At 38.2% G+C, this 17335-nt stretch carries 19 protein-coding genes; 4 read left to right on the top strand and 15 right to left on the bottom strand.

Annotated elements, in window-relative coordinates; genetic code table 11:
* Positions 1 to 16 precede the first annotated feature (16 nt).
* The 6 genes from NZD88_RS09220 to NZD88_RS09195 form a co-directional block, all read right to left on the bottom strand.
* Positions 17 to 1357 (bottom strand): T6SS phospholipase effector Tle1-like catalytic domain-containing protein, encoded by a 1341-nt coding sequence (locus NZD88_RS09220; RefSeq protein ID WP_259828844.1) that lies wholly within the window; start codon positions 1355 to 1357, stop codon positions 17 to 19.
* A 156-nt stretch (positions 1358 to 1513) separates the two neighbouring features.
* Complete coding sequence (locus tag NZD88_RS09215) at positions 1514 to 2191, bottom strand: response regulator transcription factor (protein ID WP_169236410.1); 678 nt, start codon at positions 2189 to 2191, stop codon at positions 1514 to 1516.
* Positions 2160 to 2828, bottom strand: coding sequence for a sensor histidine kinase (locus NZD88_RS09210; RefSeq protein WP_259828843.1), 669 nt, complete (start codon positions 2826 to 2828; stop codon positions 2160 to 2162). Before NZD88_RS09210 ends, NZD88_RS09215 begins: the two co-directional genes overlap by 32 nt.
* 110 nt (positions 2829 to 2938) lie before the next feature.
* A complete protein-coding gene (locus tag NZD88_RS09205) occupies positions 2939 to 3514 on the bottom strand; it encodes a hypothetical protein (RefSeq protein WP_259828842.1) in 576 nt (191 codons plus the stop codon).
* 67 nt (positions 3515 to 3581) lie between these two features.
* On the bottom strand, positions 3582 to 4319 hold the full coding sequence (locus NZD88_RS09200) for a hypothetical protein (protein ID WP_259828841.1): 738 nt from the start codon (positions 4317 to 4319) through the stop codon (positions 3582 to 3584).
* Positions 4320 to 4505: 186 nt separating this feature from the next.
* Positions 4506 to 5126 (bottom strand): DUF5715 family protein, encoded by a 621-nt coding sequence (locus NZD88_RS09195; protein WP_259828840.1) that lies wholly within the window; start codon positions 5124 to 5126, stop codon positions 4506 to 4508.
* A 219-nt stretch (positions 5127 to 5345) separates the two neighbouring features.
* On the opposite strand from NZD88_RS09195, the gene aqpZ reads away from it, so the two are divergent.
* Positions 5346 to 6062 carry an aquaporin Z gene (gene aqpZ, locus NZD88_RS09190; protein ID WP_259828942.1) on the top strand — a complete coding sequence of 239 codons (717 nt, stop codon included), beginning with the start codon at positions 5346 to 5348 and terminating at the stop codon, positions 6060 to 6062.
* Positions 6063 to 6145: 83 nt separating this feature from the next.
* Here the strand turns inward: aqpZ and NZD88_RS09185 are convergent, their stop codons facing one another.
* The 8 genes from NZD88_RS09185 to aceB all read right to left on the bottom strand — a co-directional run bounded on the left by NZD88_RS09185 (position 6146) and on the right by aceB (position 13474).
* Positions 6146 to 6691 carry a hypothetical protein gene (locus NZD88_RS09185; RefSeq protein WP_259828839.1) on the bottom strand — a complete coding sequence of 182 codons (546 nt, stop codon included), beginning with the start codon at positions 6689 to 6691 and terminating at the stop codon, positions 6146 to 6148.
* Between the two features lie 17 nt (positions 6692 to 6708).
* Positions 6709 to 7200: a phosphate ABC transporter permease gene (locus NZD88_RS09180; protein WP_259828838.1), complete on the bottom strand. Its 492-nt coding sequence runs from the start codon at positions 7198 to 7200 to the stop codon at positions 6709 to 6711.
* Between the two features lie 41 nt (positions 7201 to 7241).
* Entirely contained in the window at positions 7242 to 8225 is a 984-nt protein-coding gene (locus NZD88_RS09175) for a LuxE/PaaK family acyltransferase (protein WP_259828837.1), read from the bottom strand.
* 178 nt (positions 8226 to 8403) lie between these two features.
* A complete protein-coding gene (locus NZD88_RS09170; RefSeq protein ID WP_259828836.1) occupies positions 8404 to 9195 on the bottom strand; it encodes a UDP-2,3-diacylglucosamine diphosphatase in 792 nt (263 codons plus the stop codon).
* A 29-nt stretch (positions 9196 to 9224) separates the two neighbouring features.
* Positions 9225 to 9671 carry a 6-carboxytetrahydropterin synthase QueD gene (gene queD, locus NZD88_RS09165; RefSeq protein ID WP_169236397.1) on the bottom strand — a complete coding sequence of 149 codons (447 nt, stop codon included), beginning with the start codon at positions 9669 to 9671 and terminating at the stop codon, positions 9225 to 9227.
* Between the two features lie 165 nt (positions 9672 to 9836).
* Positions 9837 to 10226, bottom strand: a complete 390-nt coding sequence (locus tag NZD88_RS09160) for an acyl-CoA thioesterase (RefSeq protein ID WP_259828835.1) — start codon at positions 10224 to 10226, stop codon at positions 9837 to 9839.
* Positions 10227 to 10352: 126 nt separating this feature from the next.
* On the bottom strand, positions 10353 to 11633 hold the full coding sequence (aceA, locus tag NZD88_RS09155; RefSeq protein ID WP_259828834.1) for an isocitrate lyase: 1281 nt from the start codon (positions 11631 to 11633) through the stop codon (positions 10353 to 10355).
* 263 nt (positions 11634 to 11896) lie between these two features.
* Positions 11897 to 13474: a malate synthase A gene (gene aceB / locus NZD88_RS09150; RefSeq protein WP_259828833.1), complete on the bottom strand. Its 1578-nt coding sequence runs from the start codon at positions 13472 to 13474 to the stop codon at positions 11897 to 11899.
* Between the two features lie 125 nt (positions 13475 to 13599).
* Here aceB and NZD88_RS09145 point away from each other — a divergent pair, with 125 nt between their 5' ends.
* The 3 genes from NZD88_RS09145 to NZD88_RS09135 all read left to right on the top strand — a co-directional run bounded on the left by NZD88_RS09145 (position 13600) and on the right by NZD88_RS09135 (position 16644).
* Positions 13600 to 15084 (top strand): helix-turn-helix domain-containing protein, encoded by a 1485-nt coding sequence (locus NZD88_RS09145; RefSeq protein WP_259828832.1) that lies wholly within the window; start codon positions 13600 to 13602, stop codon positions 15082 to 15084.
* 110 nt (positions 15085 to 15194) lie between these two features.
* The gene (locus NZD88_RS09140; protein ID WP_259828831.1) at positions 15195 to 15848 is read left to right on the top strand and encodes a ComF family protein; all 654 of its coding nucleotides are present in this window, start codon (positions 15195 to 15197) and stop codon (positions 15846 to 15848) included.
* Between the two features lie 106 nt (positions 15849 to 15954).
* A complete protein-coding gene (locus tag NZD88_RS09135) occupies positions 15955 to 16644 on the top strand; it encodes an alpha/beta fold hydrolase (RefSeq protein ID WP_259828830.1) in 690 nt (229 codons plus the stop codon).
* 1 nt (position 16645) lies between these two features.
* Here the strand turns inward: NZD88_RS09135 and upp are convergent, their stop codons facing one another.
* Positions 16646 to 17299 carry a uracil phosphoribosyltransferase gene (gene upp, locus NZD88_RS09130; protein ID WP_169236390.1) on the bottom strand — a complete coding sequence of 218 codons (654 nt, stop codon included), beginning with the start codon at positions 17297 to 17299 and terminating at the stop codon, positions 16646 to 16648.
* Positions 17300 to 17335: the final 36 nt, after the last annotated feature.

Raw genomic sequence — 17335 nt, 5'->3', positions numbered from 1 at the left:
TACTAACGTTATTTATTTAATTCTGTTCTGCCGCAAAGGATCTTATCTCTATCGTACGGCTCCAGATATCATTATTGGGAACATTGGTTCCATACAGAAAGTCTGCTACAAAACTATCTTCAGGAAGGTGCAGTTCGGTAAGAAGTTTGGTATGAATTCCACGGTCTACAGAGGTACTGCTGGGTACGTTCAGGCCATTATTGATCAATTCTGCTTCAACCTCATCCGCTGACCTTTGCAACAGATCAGCACTATATATTCCAAAATTGGCTGAAATATGGGTGTAATCTGCAAAACGTATATAATCATACTTCGGTTTCGCAGGAAGTGAAAAATTTTTAACATATGCTGCAAGGTTTGTACAAAAATCAGAAAGGAAAGCATCATCTGTAATCTCCAGACCTGAATTGACCAGATCTGTACTGAAAATTCCGGCCACGGCGTTATTGGTTTCCTCCAGCATGATTCTTCCGTATACTATGGGAAGAGTATTCAAAATCACTTCTCTGGAAACGTAAGCTTGGGAAAGAACCACTCCCTGCTCGATCTGAAATCCGGAAAGCAGGGCGTCCCATATTTTATTGCCTTCAGCATCGGTTTTTGCATTTCTTACATCTGAAACATAATCTCTGAGATCATTGGTATTGATAAAATCTGTAGAAATATATACGGAATGCGGCGCCTGAAGGTATCCACCTCCCACGTCAGCATGGGCTCCGGGAACGAAAACTTCTTTCCAGACAGAGCCGGAAGTTTCAGTTTTGGTATCCTGCATATTTTTTGAATTTTCAAAAAAACCGGTAAGTGGGAAAAAGAACCTACATTCATTAACCGCACAAATATGAAGGGCATTTTCCACTTCCTGTGGCAGGTTCATGTCGTAGGTATTGAATGGCTTGGATTCAACCGTATCAAAAACACCCAAAAACTTTATGTTTATATTTTTGGATGGATATTTTGTGACAAGTTGATTGCAAAATTCTCTTGCGAGCATACTTCCTCTGCTGAATCCGTAGACATAAAAATGATAATCTGTATTTTTATCATCTATCACATTCTGTACGAAAAGGTCTGCCTTCTGCAGTTTGTCATCAGAAGAATATCCCTGTCCATCGGGAGGATTGGCGCATGTGGCCATCGCAAAATTATTATCCTCGTCACCAGTGATTGTTCCTATGCCTTCAACATATATTTTTTTGTTTCCTTTGAATACATTGAATAATTTATAGATATTGGTAGCTGCTCCTTTGTAGCTTTCATTATTTTGTGAAGGCCTGTCAGATGAAGAAGCATTGATCCCGTTATTTCCTGTTCCGTCAAAAAAAATTCCGACAGATAGTAGTGTATCGTTTTCCATCGCTGTGTTGTGCTTTAATTATTAAAATCCCCTCTACATCTTCATGATTGAATTTTGCTTTACATGCTGTAAAACTTATTTTTCAAATTAACGGAAGTAGAAGGAGCAATACTAGCGTGAAAAATACCAAATAAAAAATTCCGTATTTCTACGGAATTAAATTTTATCGAGAGCATATATATTGTTGACAACAGCATAGATGACAATCCCTACCGTGTTCTTGGCTCCTATCTTTTCCAGGATCCGTTGGCGGTGACTTTCTACCGTTCTGGGACTGATAAATAGTTTTTCACCAATTTCATTATTCGTATATTCCTGGCAGATCAGTTTGACCACATCTTTTTCTCTTTCAGACAGTTCATCTTCCATTTCAAAAAGAGATTTCTTCTTTGCAGAACTGTTCATGTAGGTGAAAAGCATCTGATGGTCTTCGGCAGTAAAGAAAACTCCATTTTTATAGACCATGGTAATGGCATCAATAAATGTTTTCCGGTCCGAATTTTTAGGTAGAAAAGCAGAAACCCCCAACTTGACCATATAGCCCAAAATGGAAGTTTTGTAATGGGAGGAAAGGATAATGATCTTGAGATCAGGATATTTCTCTTTAAGAACTTCTACCAGCTCAAAGCCGTTCATCGGCTGCATTTGTACGTCTACCAATGCGATGTTCGGAAAATCATCTTCCGAAAGGCTTCCCAGTTTCTCAATAAAATCCGGACCGTTACTGGAGGTAAGGCACACGGATATATTCTTTTCATTTGAAAGCAGCATTTTCACCCCTTCCAGGATCAGCTGTTCATCATCAATTAAGGCTATTTTGATTTGGGAATTCATGGTTTTTTGGAATTATAATGATTAAACGGCTGCCTTTATTCAAAGTGTTTTTCCATTTATGGACGGCATTCATGGATTTTATTCTGGATTCGATATTTTTGATACCCATTCCCTTTTTCACCAGATCATAATCAAATCCCTGCCCGTTGTCAGAGATGATCACAGCCATATTCAGGGGATAGTCTTTTATGTAGATCCAAAGATCCGTCGCTGTGGAATGCTTGATCACATTGGTGGTAAATTCCTGAATAATTCTGTACAGCTGTACTTCAACAAAGATATCTTTTTTCTCATATCCCGGCATGACCTGCATGGAAATATTGATCTTGTGCGAAAGGTTCGCAATCAGCTCCTCTACATAGAGAACGAATCCCACAGATTCAAGATTTACGGGATACAATGAATGGGAAATACTTCTGGCCGCATCGATGAGTGATGACATTTGGCCGTAAATATTTTTTTTAATCAGCTCGTCTCCTTTGGTATCCAGATTATTCATCCACAATGAAAGGATATTGAGCCGGTTTCCTATATCGTCATGGATCATGACGGCGATTCTTTTTCTTTCTTCTTCCTGAGCTTTGATGTTTTCAAGCACCAGTTTTTTCTGATGAAGTACTTCGGCTTCATGCTGCACGTTCTTCTCCTTGATGATCCGGCTGATAAAAGACCTGTAGGCAAGGAGAATAAAAGATACTATAACTGCTATGGTAACAATTATAAGGATCAGCAGGCTAATATTTAGGGTTACTTCTTTAATTTGATGAAGGTATATAAAAATGAACAGTACAAAATGCTCGACAGAATATTATTCGCGCTTAAAATAATAAGATAGTCATTTTCTGACAGGTTAGCAATCTGGTGCTGAATAATGAAAATAAAAACCGAAACCGAATAGTAGAAAAAAATACATGCATCTACCAGAAGAAAACGGTTTTGTGTAGATCCTTCTTTAATCTCCCGGATTAAAGCAAATCCTGAAAGACAGATGATTACAATATTTGAAATCACCTTCACAATATCGCTATTGAACGGATAATCGAATACATATTTTGATACCATAAATGCCGTTGCCAGCAATGCCGTGATGCCCGGTAAATATTTCGGAAGCTCCAGTTTCCTGATAAACAAAGCCGTAACCAGGAAAAACTCTCCGGCGATGTATAGCGGGTACAGAAACGAGGTATCATTAAGGTTGAACACATAAGGCAGAACCAAGTTCAGCAGTTCAATAAAAAAAAGAAAAGCAATACAGTGAAAATATTGCTTCTCTTTATTATTCAGTATACGGTATTTTGCTGCTCCCAAAAATATTATGGACAAAAGCAGACCATAGTTTAGGAATAAAATTGCTTTAAAAAAATCTGTCATTCCTATCTATACTTCGTATTTAAGATCCAAGTTCAGGAATACGGCAGACAGGCGGACATGGTTTCGCCCAATCGTAGGTATTGGAAATAGTTTCTATGCTTTCTCCCTCCAGAAGTAGCTCATGGAACGAAATGAAGATCACTGTTACCAGCATTCTCTGGAAAATATCATTGTATCTGAGACCGAACGAACATTTGATCCCGGCAACCTCTGGATATGGATGAGACAAATCTTCCATAGGAATATAAAATCTTTTAAAAATTCTCTCTCCTCCGAATTCTGTACACTCACGGTAAAACCATTCCATTCCTTCATTTCTCCAGCGCTCAATAGCTTCTATGGCGACATCCTGGTCAAGGATAGGCTGATTGGTTATCGGCAGGGACGTGTTGGTATTGCCATCTACTTTTGTAAGATCACTGGAAAGAACAGCGTTTTTGGTCACCGTAAATTCTTTTGTTTCCTGCAGTCTGATGTTATGTTTAAGTGGTCGAAGAGTCGTGTACTGATATTCAACAATGCTTTTGTCAATATACCCCTGTTCATTTAAAGGAACAAAGATAAGGACCATTTCACCTCCAAATACACCTACTTCTGCGCAGGCATCTATGTATTTATTTTGTTTTTTGATTGCATCGATCTGGTCTTTAGACAGCTCAAAAACATAATTTGTTTTAATCAGATTTGTGATCAGGAAATAATCTGACCGGTACCTGTTCCACTCAGCGGTCGCCAGTTTGTAATCGTTCTCGTTCATAAGTTCATGGTTTATTTAGTTGCATAAAATTATACAAACTAAACATCCTGCACAAATAATCACATCATAAATTTATTATTCTTAAAATAAATTTAATTTTAACAAACCTAAAGCCTTTTCTACAATATGGTATATTTTGTGACTTATTGATCATCATATTGTTCTGCCACGAGAACAGAGTATGAATCAATAATTCCTTACCGTAATATGATAGCAGCTCTGCTGTCTTTCTTTAATGTAATAAATCTTCCCAGCAGCTGCATAAAACTTTAAAACCTTCTCCAGGGCAGTTTCCATTTTCGGGTTGTATTTCAGCACATCGTTGAATCGTATATAGGAAATATCAAACGAGTTTCCATAATTGTGGGAGCTGATCCCCAAAGACGCATTAGAATTCACTTTTCTCAGTCTGCATTGGTCTTCAAGTGTCCTTGTAATCGATGATACCGTAAAAGTATGCCCTTTTGTTTCTTTACTGAATCTGGCACCCATCTTTTCCAGGGTAGTTTTTGCTTTGGAAACCATATACGCCCGGCTGTAATCCAGTTTCTGAACGCGGTATCCTTTTCCGGTCTTTTTTATTTTGTGAAATTTTCCTTTGCTGATATATTTTTGAACCGTTTTAGAGTCTGTAAGTAATTTTACACCAAAACTTTTTGAGGCATCCAGATGTGATTTGTACAGAGCGGTAGGCTCTACTTTTAGTACCGATGTAAGATCATAGCAGGGAAGCACCTTTTTTGCTGCCTGCGCATAATAAAAGCTATACATAAACGGCACAAAGGCCACACAAAAAAACGTTCTCATTAACCACCCTTTTAAATTACTAAACGAAAGATAAACATTTATGCTATATCATTCACCCCCTCCATACTGTCATCCTGAAAAAATTCCCAACAAACATCAAACCAAATTACTAAATCATTAATCTTTCTTCCCTAAAAATTGAAATATTTTTTAAGATTTATCTTTCTATTTTAAGATTTAAATTTTACATTTGAGATACTTTTAAATAATAAACATATGATAAAAAAACTTTTTGCTGAATTTTTCGGCACATTTTGGCTTGTTTTCGGTGGCTGCGGAAGTGCAGTTTTTGCTGCCGGAGTTCCCGATATCGGTATTGGCCTTTTAGGTGTGGCTTTGGCCTTTGGTCTTACTGTTCTTACGATGGCTTATGCTGTCGGGCACATTTCTGGCGGACATTTCAATCCGGCAGTATCTTTCGGACTTTTGGCAGGAGGCAGATTTTCTGCAAAAGATCTTATCCCTTACGTCGTAGCACAGTGTCTTGGAGCTCTTGCAGCAGCAGGATGCCTGTACGCTATCCTTAACGGTGCAGGTGTGGTAGATTTTTCAAAACCGGGAGCTTTTGCGACCAATTTCTACGGAGAAGCGGTCTATAACGGAAAAGCATTCAGTATGGGCGCTGCATTCCTTGCAGAATTTTTATTAACCGCTTTCTTCCTGATTGTTATTATGGGAGCTACAGACAAGTGGGCTAACGGAAAGTTTGCAGGTATCGCTATTGGTCTTGCTTTAACGCTGATTCACTTAATTTCTATTCCTATCACGAACACTTCGGTAAATCCGGCAAGATCGCTTTCACAGGCTGTTTTCACGGGTGGGCTTGCGATGTCACAGCTTTGGCTGTTCTGGGCAGCGCCTATTGCAGGAGGAATCGTAGGAGGATTGATCTACAAATTCTTACTTCAGAGAGATACTGCTGAAGTGACTGATTAATAGTATCATTGATTTCAATATAAATCCTGTCAGACGACAGGATTTTTTTTGCAGCTGTATCTGCAGTGCAATGCAGGAGTTTTTTATTTAATCTTTTTGATGTCAAAAGGATTTTTAAAAATAAGTTCTTCGTGTTTTCCCTTGATTTCCATTTTTCGCTGCAGCAGATTTAACGCCATTTTCCGGATAAAAAGATCTTTATCATTCAGTTTCCAGTAAGGATCTTCATGTACTCTTTTGGGACTGCGTATGAGGTAAAATTCCGTTTCCCAGGTGTCTACATTATGATAAAATTCAATAATCCCACAATGTCCAGGAATCACAGCATGTTCTATCATGCCCATCGGAAGAAGAAAACTGAACGCGTTGCATATATAGTCACCGCAGGAGATTTTATCGTGTTTCAGGAATTTTTCGCCGGTTTCTTTATTGAGGTATGCTTTTTTGAAATCATTTTTGAAGTCACTCTTTGAAAGCTTGATCTCTATTTCATGACTGAACCCTTCAGAATCAATGAACAGCATATCCGCTTCCCAGTCGGCCTGGAAATAATTCGTCAGTACAATTTCTTTTTCAAAATCGCAGTGTGAATGGATATAAGCGTGAACAAGTTCTTCTATCTTCAGCATAACAATTAAAATTCAGATTATCTCTTTTGCAGTTCAACGACGCCATAATGCAGCCAAATCCCGAAAATACCAGTTTTGGTAAAATAAGATTCATCTTTTCCGAACATAACGGTCGTATTGCGCTGTGTCTGGCAAATAAAAAAATGTCCGCCATCGATACAATTCATTTTTCCTTCCTTATGAAGATCTGTCCAGCCAAATTCTTTATAGCCATCTTCGTCACCTTCAACATCAAATAAAAACCGCCTGACTGTGATTTTATCTTTACCTCCATCTCTTTTTGAGGTCATCGACCATCGGGCAAGATCCGACTCTTCTTTTGCCGGAATTTCTTTAGGATTGGCATCCTTAATTCTTGACATCACTAAAGTATCTGTAATCGTGGAAACTTTATTATTAATCTCATTCACCAGATAAGTTCCGGACCAGATATCTTTTTCTTGCTTTTTCTGCGCAGATAAAAGATCAGAAACCCCAATCAACAATGCTATTAAAAAGAGATTTTTCATGAGATTCATAATAAGAGTCATTATTTGTTTAAAACTGAATTTTACGATACCAGCAAACTGCATCCGCGGATATCGGAATGATCTATTCTTCCCAGCACCTGAAATTTGTCTTCTGAAAGCGTTTTACCCAAATCCTGTGTTGCTATAAAACAGCATGAGTGGATATTGGCCAGATCAATAATATTGATCGCTCCGGTTCTCCCCTCCTGTTCATAGGAAAAAGGATCTTCTGCATTCCGCACCAGTATTTTCATCCAGTTGGGACATTGATATTCATTGTTTCCTAAAGAATAGGCCTGCGAAAGCAGTTCCGTCATTGAATATTCTGAATAGATCTTCTCTGTTTTAAAACCGCTCTGAAGAATTTTCAAAAGTTCATCTTTGGTCATCTCTTCTTTTCGTCCTTTCATTCCTCCGGTTTCAATAACCGTTAGATTCTGAGATTCAGCAATAGAAAAATTAAGAGATTCCACGGAATCCAGGAAATCTAAAAGAGCAAAAGACACCCCAAAAAGAATGACCTTCTTATCTTTCAAATTATTTAAAAGTTCAAACAGCTCAGCATGATTGTAAAGAAAATAGCCATTCTCCGGTTTTGCAGACTTCTTCATCAGATAATCCACCATATAAATTAAAGAAGAGTTCTGTTTCTCGAGATAACTCGGAAGCAGACCTAGAAAAATAAAATCTTCAGGCTTTCCTATAAATTGTTCAAAACTCTTATAAATGCTTTGTTCATAGAGATCAGGATCTGCAATATAATGCTTTGAAAGATTCATCTGCGTCGTTCCTGAACTCTGAAAAAACAAATCAGTCTTCGCATTTTTGTCCAGGATCTGATGGTTTTTAAACATTTCTATCGGTAGAAAAGGAATCTTCGTCACCGTATTGACCTCATCGGGGTTTATTTTCAGATAATCCACGAACTTTCTGTATATCTCAACATGTTCATATTGGTAATGAAAAGCGGCCAACGATGCATCCAGGAAATCCTGTTCTGTCTGTATGCTGAATATATTTTCCAATTTTAAAGACTATTTAAAACTCACTAACTACTGAAAATGAGATAATTACAAAAAAGGTGATTTTTTTTAATATTTTTTTAATTGAAGAATTAAACTTTGGTAAACTTCTTGCAATTATTAATTCGGAATATGGATTAAAAACAAGAGTGAACTTCGGTTCATTCGAAAATTACCTCTCTCAGGGGTAATTTTTTTTTGTGCCGTCTTTAAACGTTTTCAGTTCAAAATCATGCTCAAAGACTCCGTAAGTAAAATAGGAAATCCAGTCTCCCAGATTAATATATTTCGCTTTCTGTTCCAGATCCAGAACCATCGGAAGGTGGCGGTGACCGTAGATAAAGTAATCTATTTTCTCAGTCTTCAGTTTTTCTTTTGAGTAGATAATCAGAAATTCTTTTTCTTCTCCTAAAAAGGCTTTGTCCTCGTCGCCGGAGATCATTTTATTTTTCTGTGAAAGATACAGGGCCACTTTCATCGCAATATCGGGATGCAGCCATTTGAAAAACCACTGGGCTACCGGATTGGTAAACAGTTTTTTCATTCTTTTGTATCCTTTGTCACCAGGTCCGAGGCCGTCTCCATGGGCCAGGAGAAACTCTTTTCCACCCATCTCAAAATACTGCTTCTTATAAAAAACGGTACATCCTATTTCTTCTTCGAGGTAGTCTTTCATCCAGAGATCATGGTTTCCTACAAAGAAATAGATATGGATTCCTCTGTCTTTCAGTTCTGCAATTTTTCCGAGAACGCGCACATATCCTTTTGGAATAACATGTTTCCACTCGTGCCAGAAGTCAAAAAGATCCCCCATTAAAAACAAAACCTGGGCATCTTCCTTGATCTCGTCCATCCAGCGGATAAACTTCTCTTCACGCACTTTGCTTTCCTTAGGATCAGGAGCGCCAAAATGCTGGTCTGAAGCGAAATAGACTTTTTTTCCAGGTTCTAAATTAATGATCGTTTTTAACACCGGTCTGAATTTTTATGAGTAAAATACTGTTACTTATTATCTTCTGCGAACCATTCTCCGTAAGAGTTTTCTGTTTCGTGAAGTTTAAGATAGGCCAGAGAAACCTCAGCCGGAAGTTTTGATTTTATTTTGGCAGCAATAGCATACAGCATATTTTCGCAGGTAGGCTGAAAACTGCAATAGATCACCTTATGACCTTTATTTTCAAGATCTTCGCCCAGTTCTTTATGGGGAGACAATGCATTAACAAGGACTGCATGATCCCAAAGATCCACGATCTCAGATTTTACGATACTCTTTATATCTCCGAAATCCACTACCATCCCATTTTTAGGATTCTCCAAATCATTAATCACCCTTCCTTTTACCGTTACAAACAGTTTATAGGAATGTCCGTGCATATTTTTACATTTCCCATCATAGTTGTACAGCACATGGGCTGTTTCGAATGTGAAAGTTTTTGTAATACGTATCATAATGCAAAGATAGGATAAAACATAATTATAAGTTGCGTATTACATCGGGAAAAACAATATTGAAAGCTATTATTTTAGCATTAAAAATTTGGCAAAACACATGAATAAAGCATTAAAATTCCATTACGTTCGCTCACTTATAAATTTTCCACAGAATGAATATGGTTATTCTGCAATCGTATCCAGCCAGTCACTTTCCAGTCTTTTCATCTTTTGTGTTTTCATATCCACCAATACCCAAAGCGTATCTGAATCCACCACGAGTTTATCATTGCAGTAGAATTCTACTTTTCGGGGTTGCTTTATGCCTTCTGGGGCTTTTGGATAGGTTCTGATGGTGATCACATCATTTAAAAACACCTGTTTTTTGTACTGAATATGGTGATCAACGAGTATCCATGCGAATTCAGCAAATTCAGTTTTGTGCTTCAAAGAATCCCAATGTTCAGCGGCAATTTCTTCTACCCAATGTACATACTGCACATTATTGACATGATGATTCTTATCAATATGTTCTTCTCTTACCTGAATCTGTTTTTGATACATTAATTCCATTATGCTTTCTTCTTCATTACTAATCAAATATATAAACTTTAAATTTTTAATTCTAATTTCAATCAAAAAACCTTCCCAAAACTGAGAAGGTTCACCTCGAAAAATTTTATATAATATGGAAAATGATCAATGAAACTGTGCTGTTTCTGTAGAATCTTTCATAGCAACCGTTGCGGAAGAACCGTTAGTCACCACATTCTGTACCTCGTCGAAATACCCCGTTCCAACAAACGACTGGTGTTTTACCGCTCTGAACCCTTTCTGCTGAAGAGCAAACTCACGTTCCTGAAGTTCAGAATATCCTGCCATTCCTCTTTCTTTGTATGCCAGAGCAAGTTCAAACATGGCAGTATTCAGTGCATGGAAACCTGCGAGTGTAATAAACTGGAATTTATAACCCATTTTCGCAAGTTCTTCACGGAAATTACCCATTTCTTCCACACTTAATCTTGCCGCCCAGTTGAATGACGGTGAACAGTTGTAAGCCAGCATTTTTCCCGGAAACTGAGCATGAATTCCTTCTGCAAATTTTCTTGCCTGCTCCAGATCGGGATTAGAAGTTTCCATCCAGATCAGGTCTGCGTAAGGCGCATAAGACAAACCGCGGTCTATTCCCTGCTCTACTCCATTGTTTACAACGTAAAAGCCTTCGGAGGTTCTTTCTCCCGTTACAAATCTCCGGTCTCTTTCATCAATATCTGAAGTCAGAAGATCTGCCGCATCTGCATCTGTTCTTGCGATAATAATACTTGGAACACCTAATACATCTGAAGCCAGACGGGCTGCAACCAGTTTATTAATAGCTTCCTGAGTAGGAACTAAAACTTTTCCGCCCAGGTGTCCGCATTTTTTTGCTGAAGAAAGCTGATCTTCAAAATGAACGCCTGCTGCTCCTGCCTCGATCATCTGTTTCATCAGCTCGAAAGCATTCAGGTTGCCTCCGAATCCTGCCTCAGCATCTGCAATGATAGGAACCAGATATTCTTTATCTCCGTTTCCACTCACCGATTGGATCTGATCTGCTCTCAACAGAGCATTATTGATCTTTTTCACCACAGAAGGCACTGAGTTCGCAGGATACAATGACTGATCAGGGTACATTTCTCCTGATAAATTAGCATCAGCAGCTACCTGCCATCCTGAAAGATAGATCGCTTCCAGTCCTGCATCCACTTCCTGAACCGCCTGGTTTCCTGTCAGGGCACCAAGTCCGGCTACATAATCCTGATTATTTAATTTATCCCAGAATTTGTTAGCCATTTCTGTTGCAATGGTATAGTCTATTTTGTAAGAGCCTCGAAGTTTTAATACTTCTTCAGCGCTATACGTTCTTTTTACTCCGGTCCAACGGGGGTTGTTTAGCCAATCCTGTTCTAAAGCCTGGATTTGTTCTTGCCTTGTTTTCATAATATTTTGATTTATTGTTTGTTAGGGATTAGGGGTGAGAGGGTTTTAGAGTTTTAGAGTTTTAGAGTTTTAGAGTTTTAGAGTTTTAGAGTTTTAGAGTTTTAGAGTTTTAGAGTTAGAATTTATGATTTAGTGTAGATTGTTTTAAAATATATATTGAATCTTCATGCTTTTTCACCCACCAAGTCTCTTACATTAAAAATTCTCCTACCCAAAAACTCACCCACACTCCTACTCCAAAACTCTCCTACTCATATACGCTCTCACGCAATGAACGGGTATGCTTTCAAGGTTAGGAATTCTTCAAATTTTTCTGAAAATACCAGTTCGTTGAAAAGTTCTTTTGCAAGATTGAATTTTCCGTTTTTGAAACGCTGTTCACCTACATAGTTTTCGATGTGATCTATTTCTTCAGCTTCCCATTGAAGAATCATTTCACGGGTCAATACCTTGTCGTTATCAAGCTTAGCTTCGTTTTGTAACCATTGCCACAGCTGCGTTCTTGAGATCTCTGCGGTGGCGGCGTCTTCCATCAGATTGTAAATGGCTGCTGCCCCTACTCCCATCAACCAGCTTTCCAGATATAAAATACCTACATTGATGTTTTTTCTGACTCCTTTTTCGGTGATTTCTCCTTGTGGAACTTCCAGCAGATTTGCTTCTTTAATATGGTATTCAAATTTTTTATCGATTTGATTTTCTGTTGGCATATGCTCGTCAAAAATCTCTTTTGCAATGGAGACCAAAGCAGGATGTGCCACCCAGGTTCCGTCGTGACCGTTTTTCACTTCACGTTCCTTGTCTTTTCTTACTTTTTCAAAAGCAGCGTTGTTCGCTTCATCATCGTTTTTTACGGGAATCTGTGCAGCCATTCCTCCGATGGCATGAACGTTTCTTTTATGACAAATCTCGATTACTCTTTTTGAATAGGCACTCATAAATGGTGAGGCCATGGTCACCTGATCTCTGTCCGGTACCATAAACGCGGGAAGATTTCTGAATTTTTTGATGTACGAGAAAATATAATCCCATCTTCCGCAATTCAGTCCCGCACTGTGATCTTTTAATTCAAATAAAATTTCATCAATCTGAAATGAAGCGGTAATGGTTTCGATCAAAACAGTTGCTTTGATGGTTCCATTTGGAATTCCAAGATAATTTTGGGCAAAAACAAAAACATCATTCCACCAGCGTGCTTCTTTATAATGTTCTAATTTCGGAAGGTAAAAATAGGGACCACTTCCGTTTTTCAATAACTGTTGAGCATTGTTAAAAAAATAGATTCCAAAATCGGTCAGCGAGCCTGATGTTTCTTTACCATTGATCTCCATATGTTTTTCCGGGAGATGCAAGCCTCTTGGACGTACCTGAAGAACAGCTGTTTTTTCATTGAGTTGATAAGATTTTCCATTTTCAGCGGTGAAATCTATATTTCGCCTTACGGCATCCGCCAGATTCATCTGCCCCTGAATACAGTTTTCCCAGGTTGGCGAGCTGCTGTCTTCAAAATCAGCCATAAAGGTTGATGCTCCGGAATTCAATGCATTGATGATCATTTTCCGGTCTACAGGTCCTGTGATCTCTACTCTTCTATCTAAAAGGTCAGCGGGAAGTGATGCACAGGTCCAGCTTCCGCTTCTCACCTCTTCAGTCTCAGGAAAAAATTGAGGAAGATTTCCCAAATCAAAAAACTGTTGTGTTTTTTTTCTTTCTTCTAAAAGCGCCAGTCTTTTTGGGTTGAAATTCTGATGAAGGGCTACCAGAAAATCGGTCAGTTCCGGAGTGAATATTTCATCAAACTGCTTCTTAGCTTTTATTTTTAATTGAGTTCTGGTTTCCATAACCTATTGATTTTGTGATTCGATGTTACAAACATAAATAAAAATTTTCACAATCAGCGAACGTTCGCTAAATATTTTTAAAATTTATTATGCGAATAATCGCATTCAATTATTTATATTTGAATATGAATTCAGACAGTGATTTTATCAAAACAGTTTTCGGACTAAAGCTGAAACAGCTGAGACAAAAGAAAAACTGGTCTCTGCAGGATCTTGCAGTAAAGACCGGTTTATCCAAATCTTACCTTAATGAAATTGAAAACGGAAAAAAATATCCGAAGCATGATAAAATCATCCAGCTTTCGGAATCACTGGGCTCTACTTTTGATGAACTGGTTTCTACTAAACTGGATAAAAGTTTGGCCCCGTTCAACGAGATCCTGCAATCGGATTTTTTCAAGGAAGTACCACTGGATCTTTTCGGAATCAGCAAAAACAATCTGATCAGCATCATCAGCGATGCGCCTAAAAAGGTAACCGCTTTCATTAATGCATTGATTGAGATTTCACAGAATTATAATTTAGGAAAAGAACGTTTTTATTTTGCCGTACTCAGATCTTTTCAGGAGCTGTATGATAATTATTTCCCTGAAATTGAGGATAAAACAGCTGAATTCATTAAAGAAAACGGATTGGATATCAACAAAGACCTGAGAGCTTCTGTTTTGGAAAGTATTCTTACGGAAAAGTTTCACTACAGCATCCGGTCGGAGGATTTTGAACAGTTTGGAATTCTGGATAATCTCCGTTCGCTGTTTGTTCCTGAACAGAAACTTTTACTGTTGAACCGGAAACTTGAAAAAGATCAAAGAACATTTATTCTGGCTAAAGAAATAGGGTTTAATGTTTTGGAGTTGAAGATTCGTCCCAACACATATTCGTGGCTGGATTTCGGAAGTTTTGAAGAAATTCTGAATAATTTTTATGCGTCTTATTTTGCCGGAGCTTTATTAATTTCCAAGGAAAGAACGCTTGAAAAAACCTCAGACTTTTTACTCCAGCCCACCTGGGAGCCGAAAAGCTTTGAAGAGCTGATTGAAAGCTTTACAGATTCTCCGGAAACCTTTTATTACAGACTGACCAATCTGCTTTCTTCTGAATTGGGAATAAAGGATTTATTTTATCTGTGTTTGGTTAAGAAAAAGAATTCAGATAAGATCCAGATCTTAAAGGAACTTCACCTGAATCATCAGCAGGCACCGCACGCCAATGCCATGAACGAACACTATTGCCGAAGATGGATTGCAGTAAAAAACCTGCACCATTTAAAGGAGAATGAGACACTGACCGATGCCCAAATTTCCCATTACAAGGATCAAGGGGTAAGTTATCTGGTGATTTCCACTTCACAGAAAAATCCGTTTTCAGATGGAAGCAACCGAAGCTATTGCCTTGGAATTTTATTAAACTCCCAGACCATCAAAAAGATCGGTTTTATAAAATCCCCGACTTTAAAGACAATTAATGTAGGAGTCACCTGCGAGTCCTGCAGTATTCCGGATTGTGAAGTACGGCAGTCACCGCCGGTCCGACTGGAAAAAGAGCATTTTAACCTGAGTATGAAGAATGCGATTGAGAAGATCAGGAAACAAATGATGAGTGATGAGTGATGAGTGATGAGTGATGAGTGATGAGTGATGAGTGATAGTTGCAAAATTACAAATTCAACAACTAAATTCTAATCTCTAGCTTCTAACTTCTAATTTTAAAAACACACATAATGATATTAGATTTATTTTTCCCCAACCGCTGTATTGAATGCAGCCGGATCATAGACGCAGATCTTTTGGTCTGCAGTTTATGTTTTGAACAGATACATTTTACTCATTTTGACTATTTTGGAGAAAATTTCATTAAAGAAAAATGCAGGTTGCTGTTTCCAGTTGAAAACACGTATGCTTTGATGAATTTTGAACAAGAGAGCTTAAGTCAAAAACTCATCCACGAACTGAAATACAAAAGCAGAGAAAATGCAGGTAAAACTCTTGCGCATTGGGTTACAGAACGTCTGAATTTCAATGATGAAAAACCTGATATTCTGGTATCTGTTCCGCTTCATCCTAAAAAATTAAAGGAACGGGGTTATAACCAGTTGCATGTATTTACAGAAACATTATCAACGTTTTATCATATTCCGTTTGACCATGAATTAATCCAAAGAAATCACTATTCAAAAGCACAAGCACTGAAGGATAAAAAACACCGTTTGGAGACAGCTAATCCGTTTTCTCTTTCAAAACCTATTTCCGGAAAGCATGTTCTTTTGGTTGATGATGTTTTCACCACCGGAAACACAGTCTCCTCGATCGCCTGGGAGATCTTGAATGCTGGTGATAATAAAGTGAGTGTTTTGGTGATGGCGGTGGATGTTTAGTTATTAATCATCACAACACTAAAACTCTCAAACAATCATACCCTCCAACTCAATTCCCTTTCTGCTTTCAATTCTTTTTCCTAATTTTCCGGTAAACTATTAGATCATGAAAAATCTGCTTTTGCTACATGGTGCATTGGGACACCGTGATATTTTTAAGCCTTACGAAAAGAAATTGTCAGAATATTTTAATATCCATACGCTTTTATTTTCCGGGCATGGAAATACAGAACTGGCGGAAAGTGGTATCAGTATTGAAAAATATACCGAGGAAGTAAAAGATTATCTGGAAAAAGAAAATTTAGAAGAGGTCTGTATTTTCGGACACAGTATGGGAGGTTATGCAGCGCTTTGCTGCGCGCTAAGATATCCTGAAAGAATTCATTCGATCATGACGCTGGGTACAAAATTCGACTGGACCGAGGAACAGGCTTTAAAGGAAAGTAAAATGCTTGACCCGGAAGCTATTCTTCTGAAAGTTCCCCGCTATGCCGAACAGCTGGAAAACCAACACGGAGCACAATGGAAACAGCTCCTGCCTGCTATTGCAGAGATGATGGTTTCACTTGGCAAAAACCCTCCTCTGAACGAAAGTAGTCTTTGGGCTATTGCTATTCCGGTACAGATCATGACCGGAGACAAAGACAATATGGTGAGTATAGAGGAAAGTATTGCTGCTTACCGCAGTATTCCAAATGCAAAATTGGCCATACTTCCGGATACCAAGCATCCTATGGAAAAAGTACGGCCTAATTTATTATTTGATCTGATGAAAGATTTCTGGAATCTTTCTTAATTTATCGTTGTAGTTTTTCACCGTAGCTTAAATCTCCGGCATCGCCAAGTCCTGGTGTGATGTACCCTTTTGAAGTCAAGCCTTCATCGATGGCTCCTACCCAAATTTTTGCATCAGGATAAGCTTTCTCAATGGTTTCTACGCCCTGTCTGGAAGCGATGGCCACAACAATATGCAGCTGGGTTGGAGTTCCGTTGGTCAAAAGGTCTTTAATGGCTTCAATTAAAGAGGCTCCTGTTGCCAGCATTGGATCAGCTACAATTAATGGTCTTCCTTCAATATTCGGGCAGGTGAGATAATCCTGTTTGATCGAAAAATAGTCATTGGCATCATGCTTTCTGTAAGCGGCAACGAAACCACAGTCTGCTCTGTCGAAATAACTCAGGATTCCTTCAAATAAAGGTACTCCAGCTCTCAAAATAGTGGTAATCACAGGCTGAACTGCAATTTCCTGAACTTTGATTTTATCTAAGGGCGTTTGGATCTCTACTTCTTTATATTCTAATCCTTTACTGATCTCGAAAGCTGCAATCTCACCTATACGTTCCATATTTCTACGGAATCTCATTCTGTCATGCTGGATGTCTATATTCCTAAGCTCATTGATCCAGGAGTTTACTAAAGAAAATTGTTTTGACAATACAATTGTATTCATTATTCTGAAAAAACTTTTTATTTAAAATATTAACTT

It is taken from the genome of Chryseobacterium pyrolae, assembly GCF_025153485.1.
Taxonomy (GTDB): Bacteria; Bacteroidota; Bacteroidia; order Flavobacteriales; family Weeksellaceae; genus Chryseobacterium; species Chryseobacterium antibioticum.
This window is presented reverse-complemented; position numbering and strand designations above follow the sequence as displayed.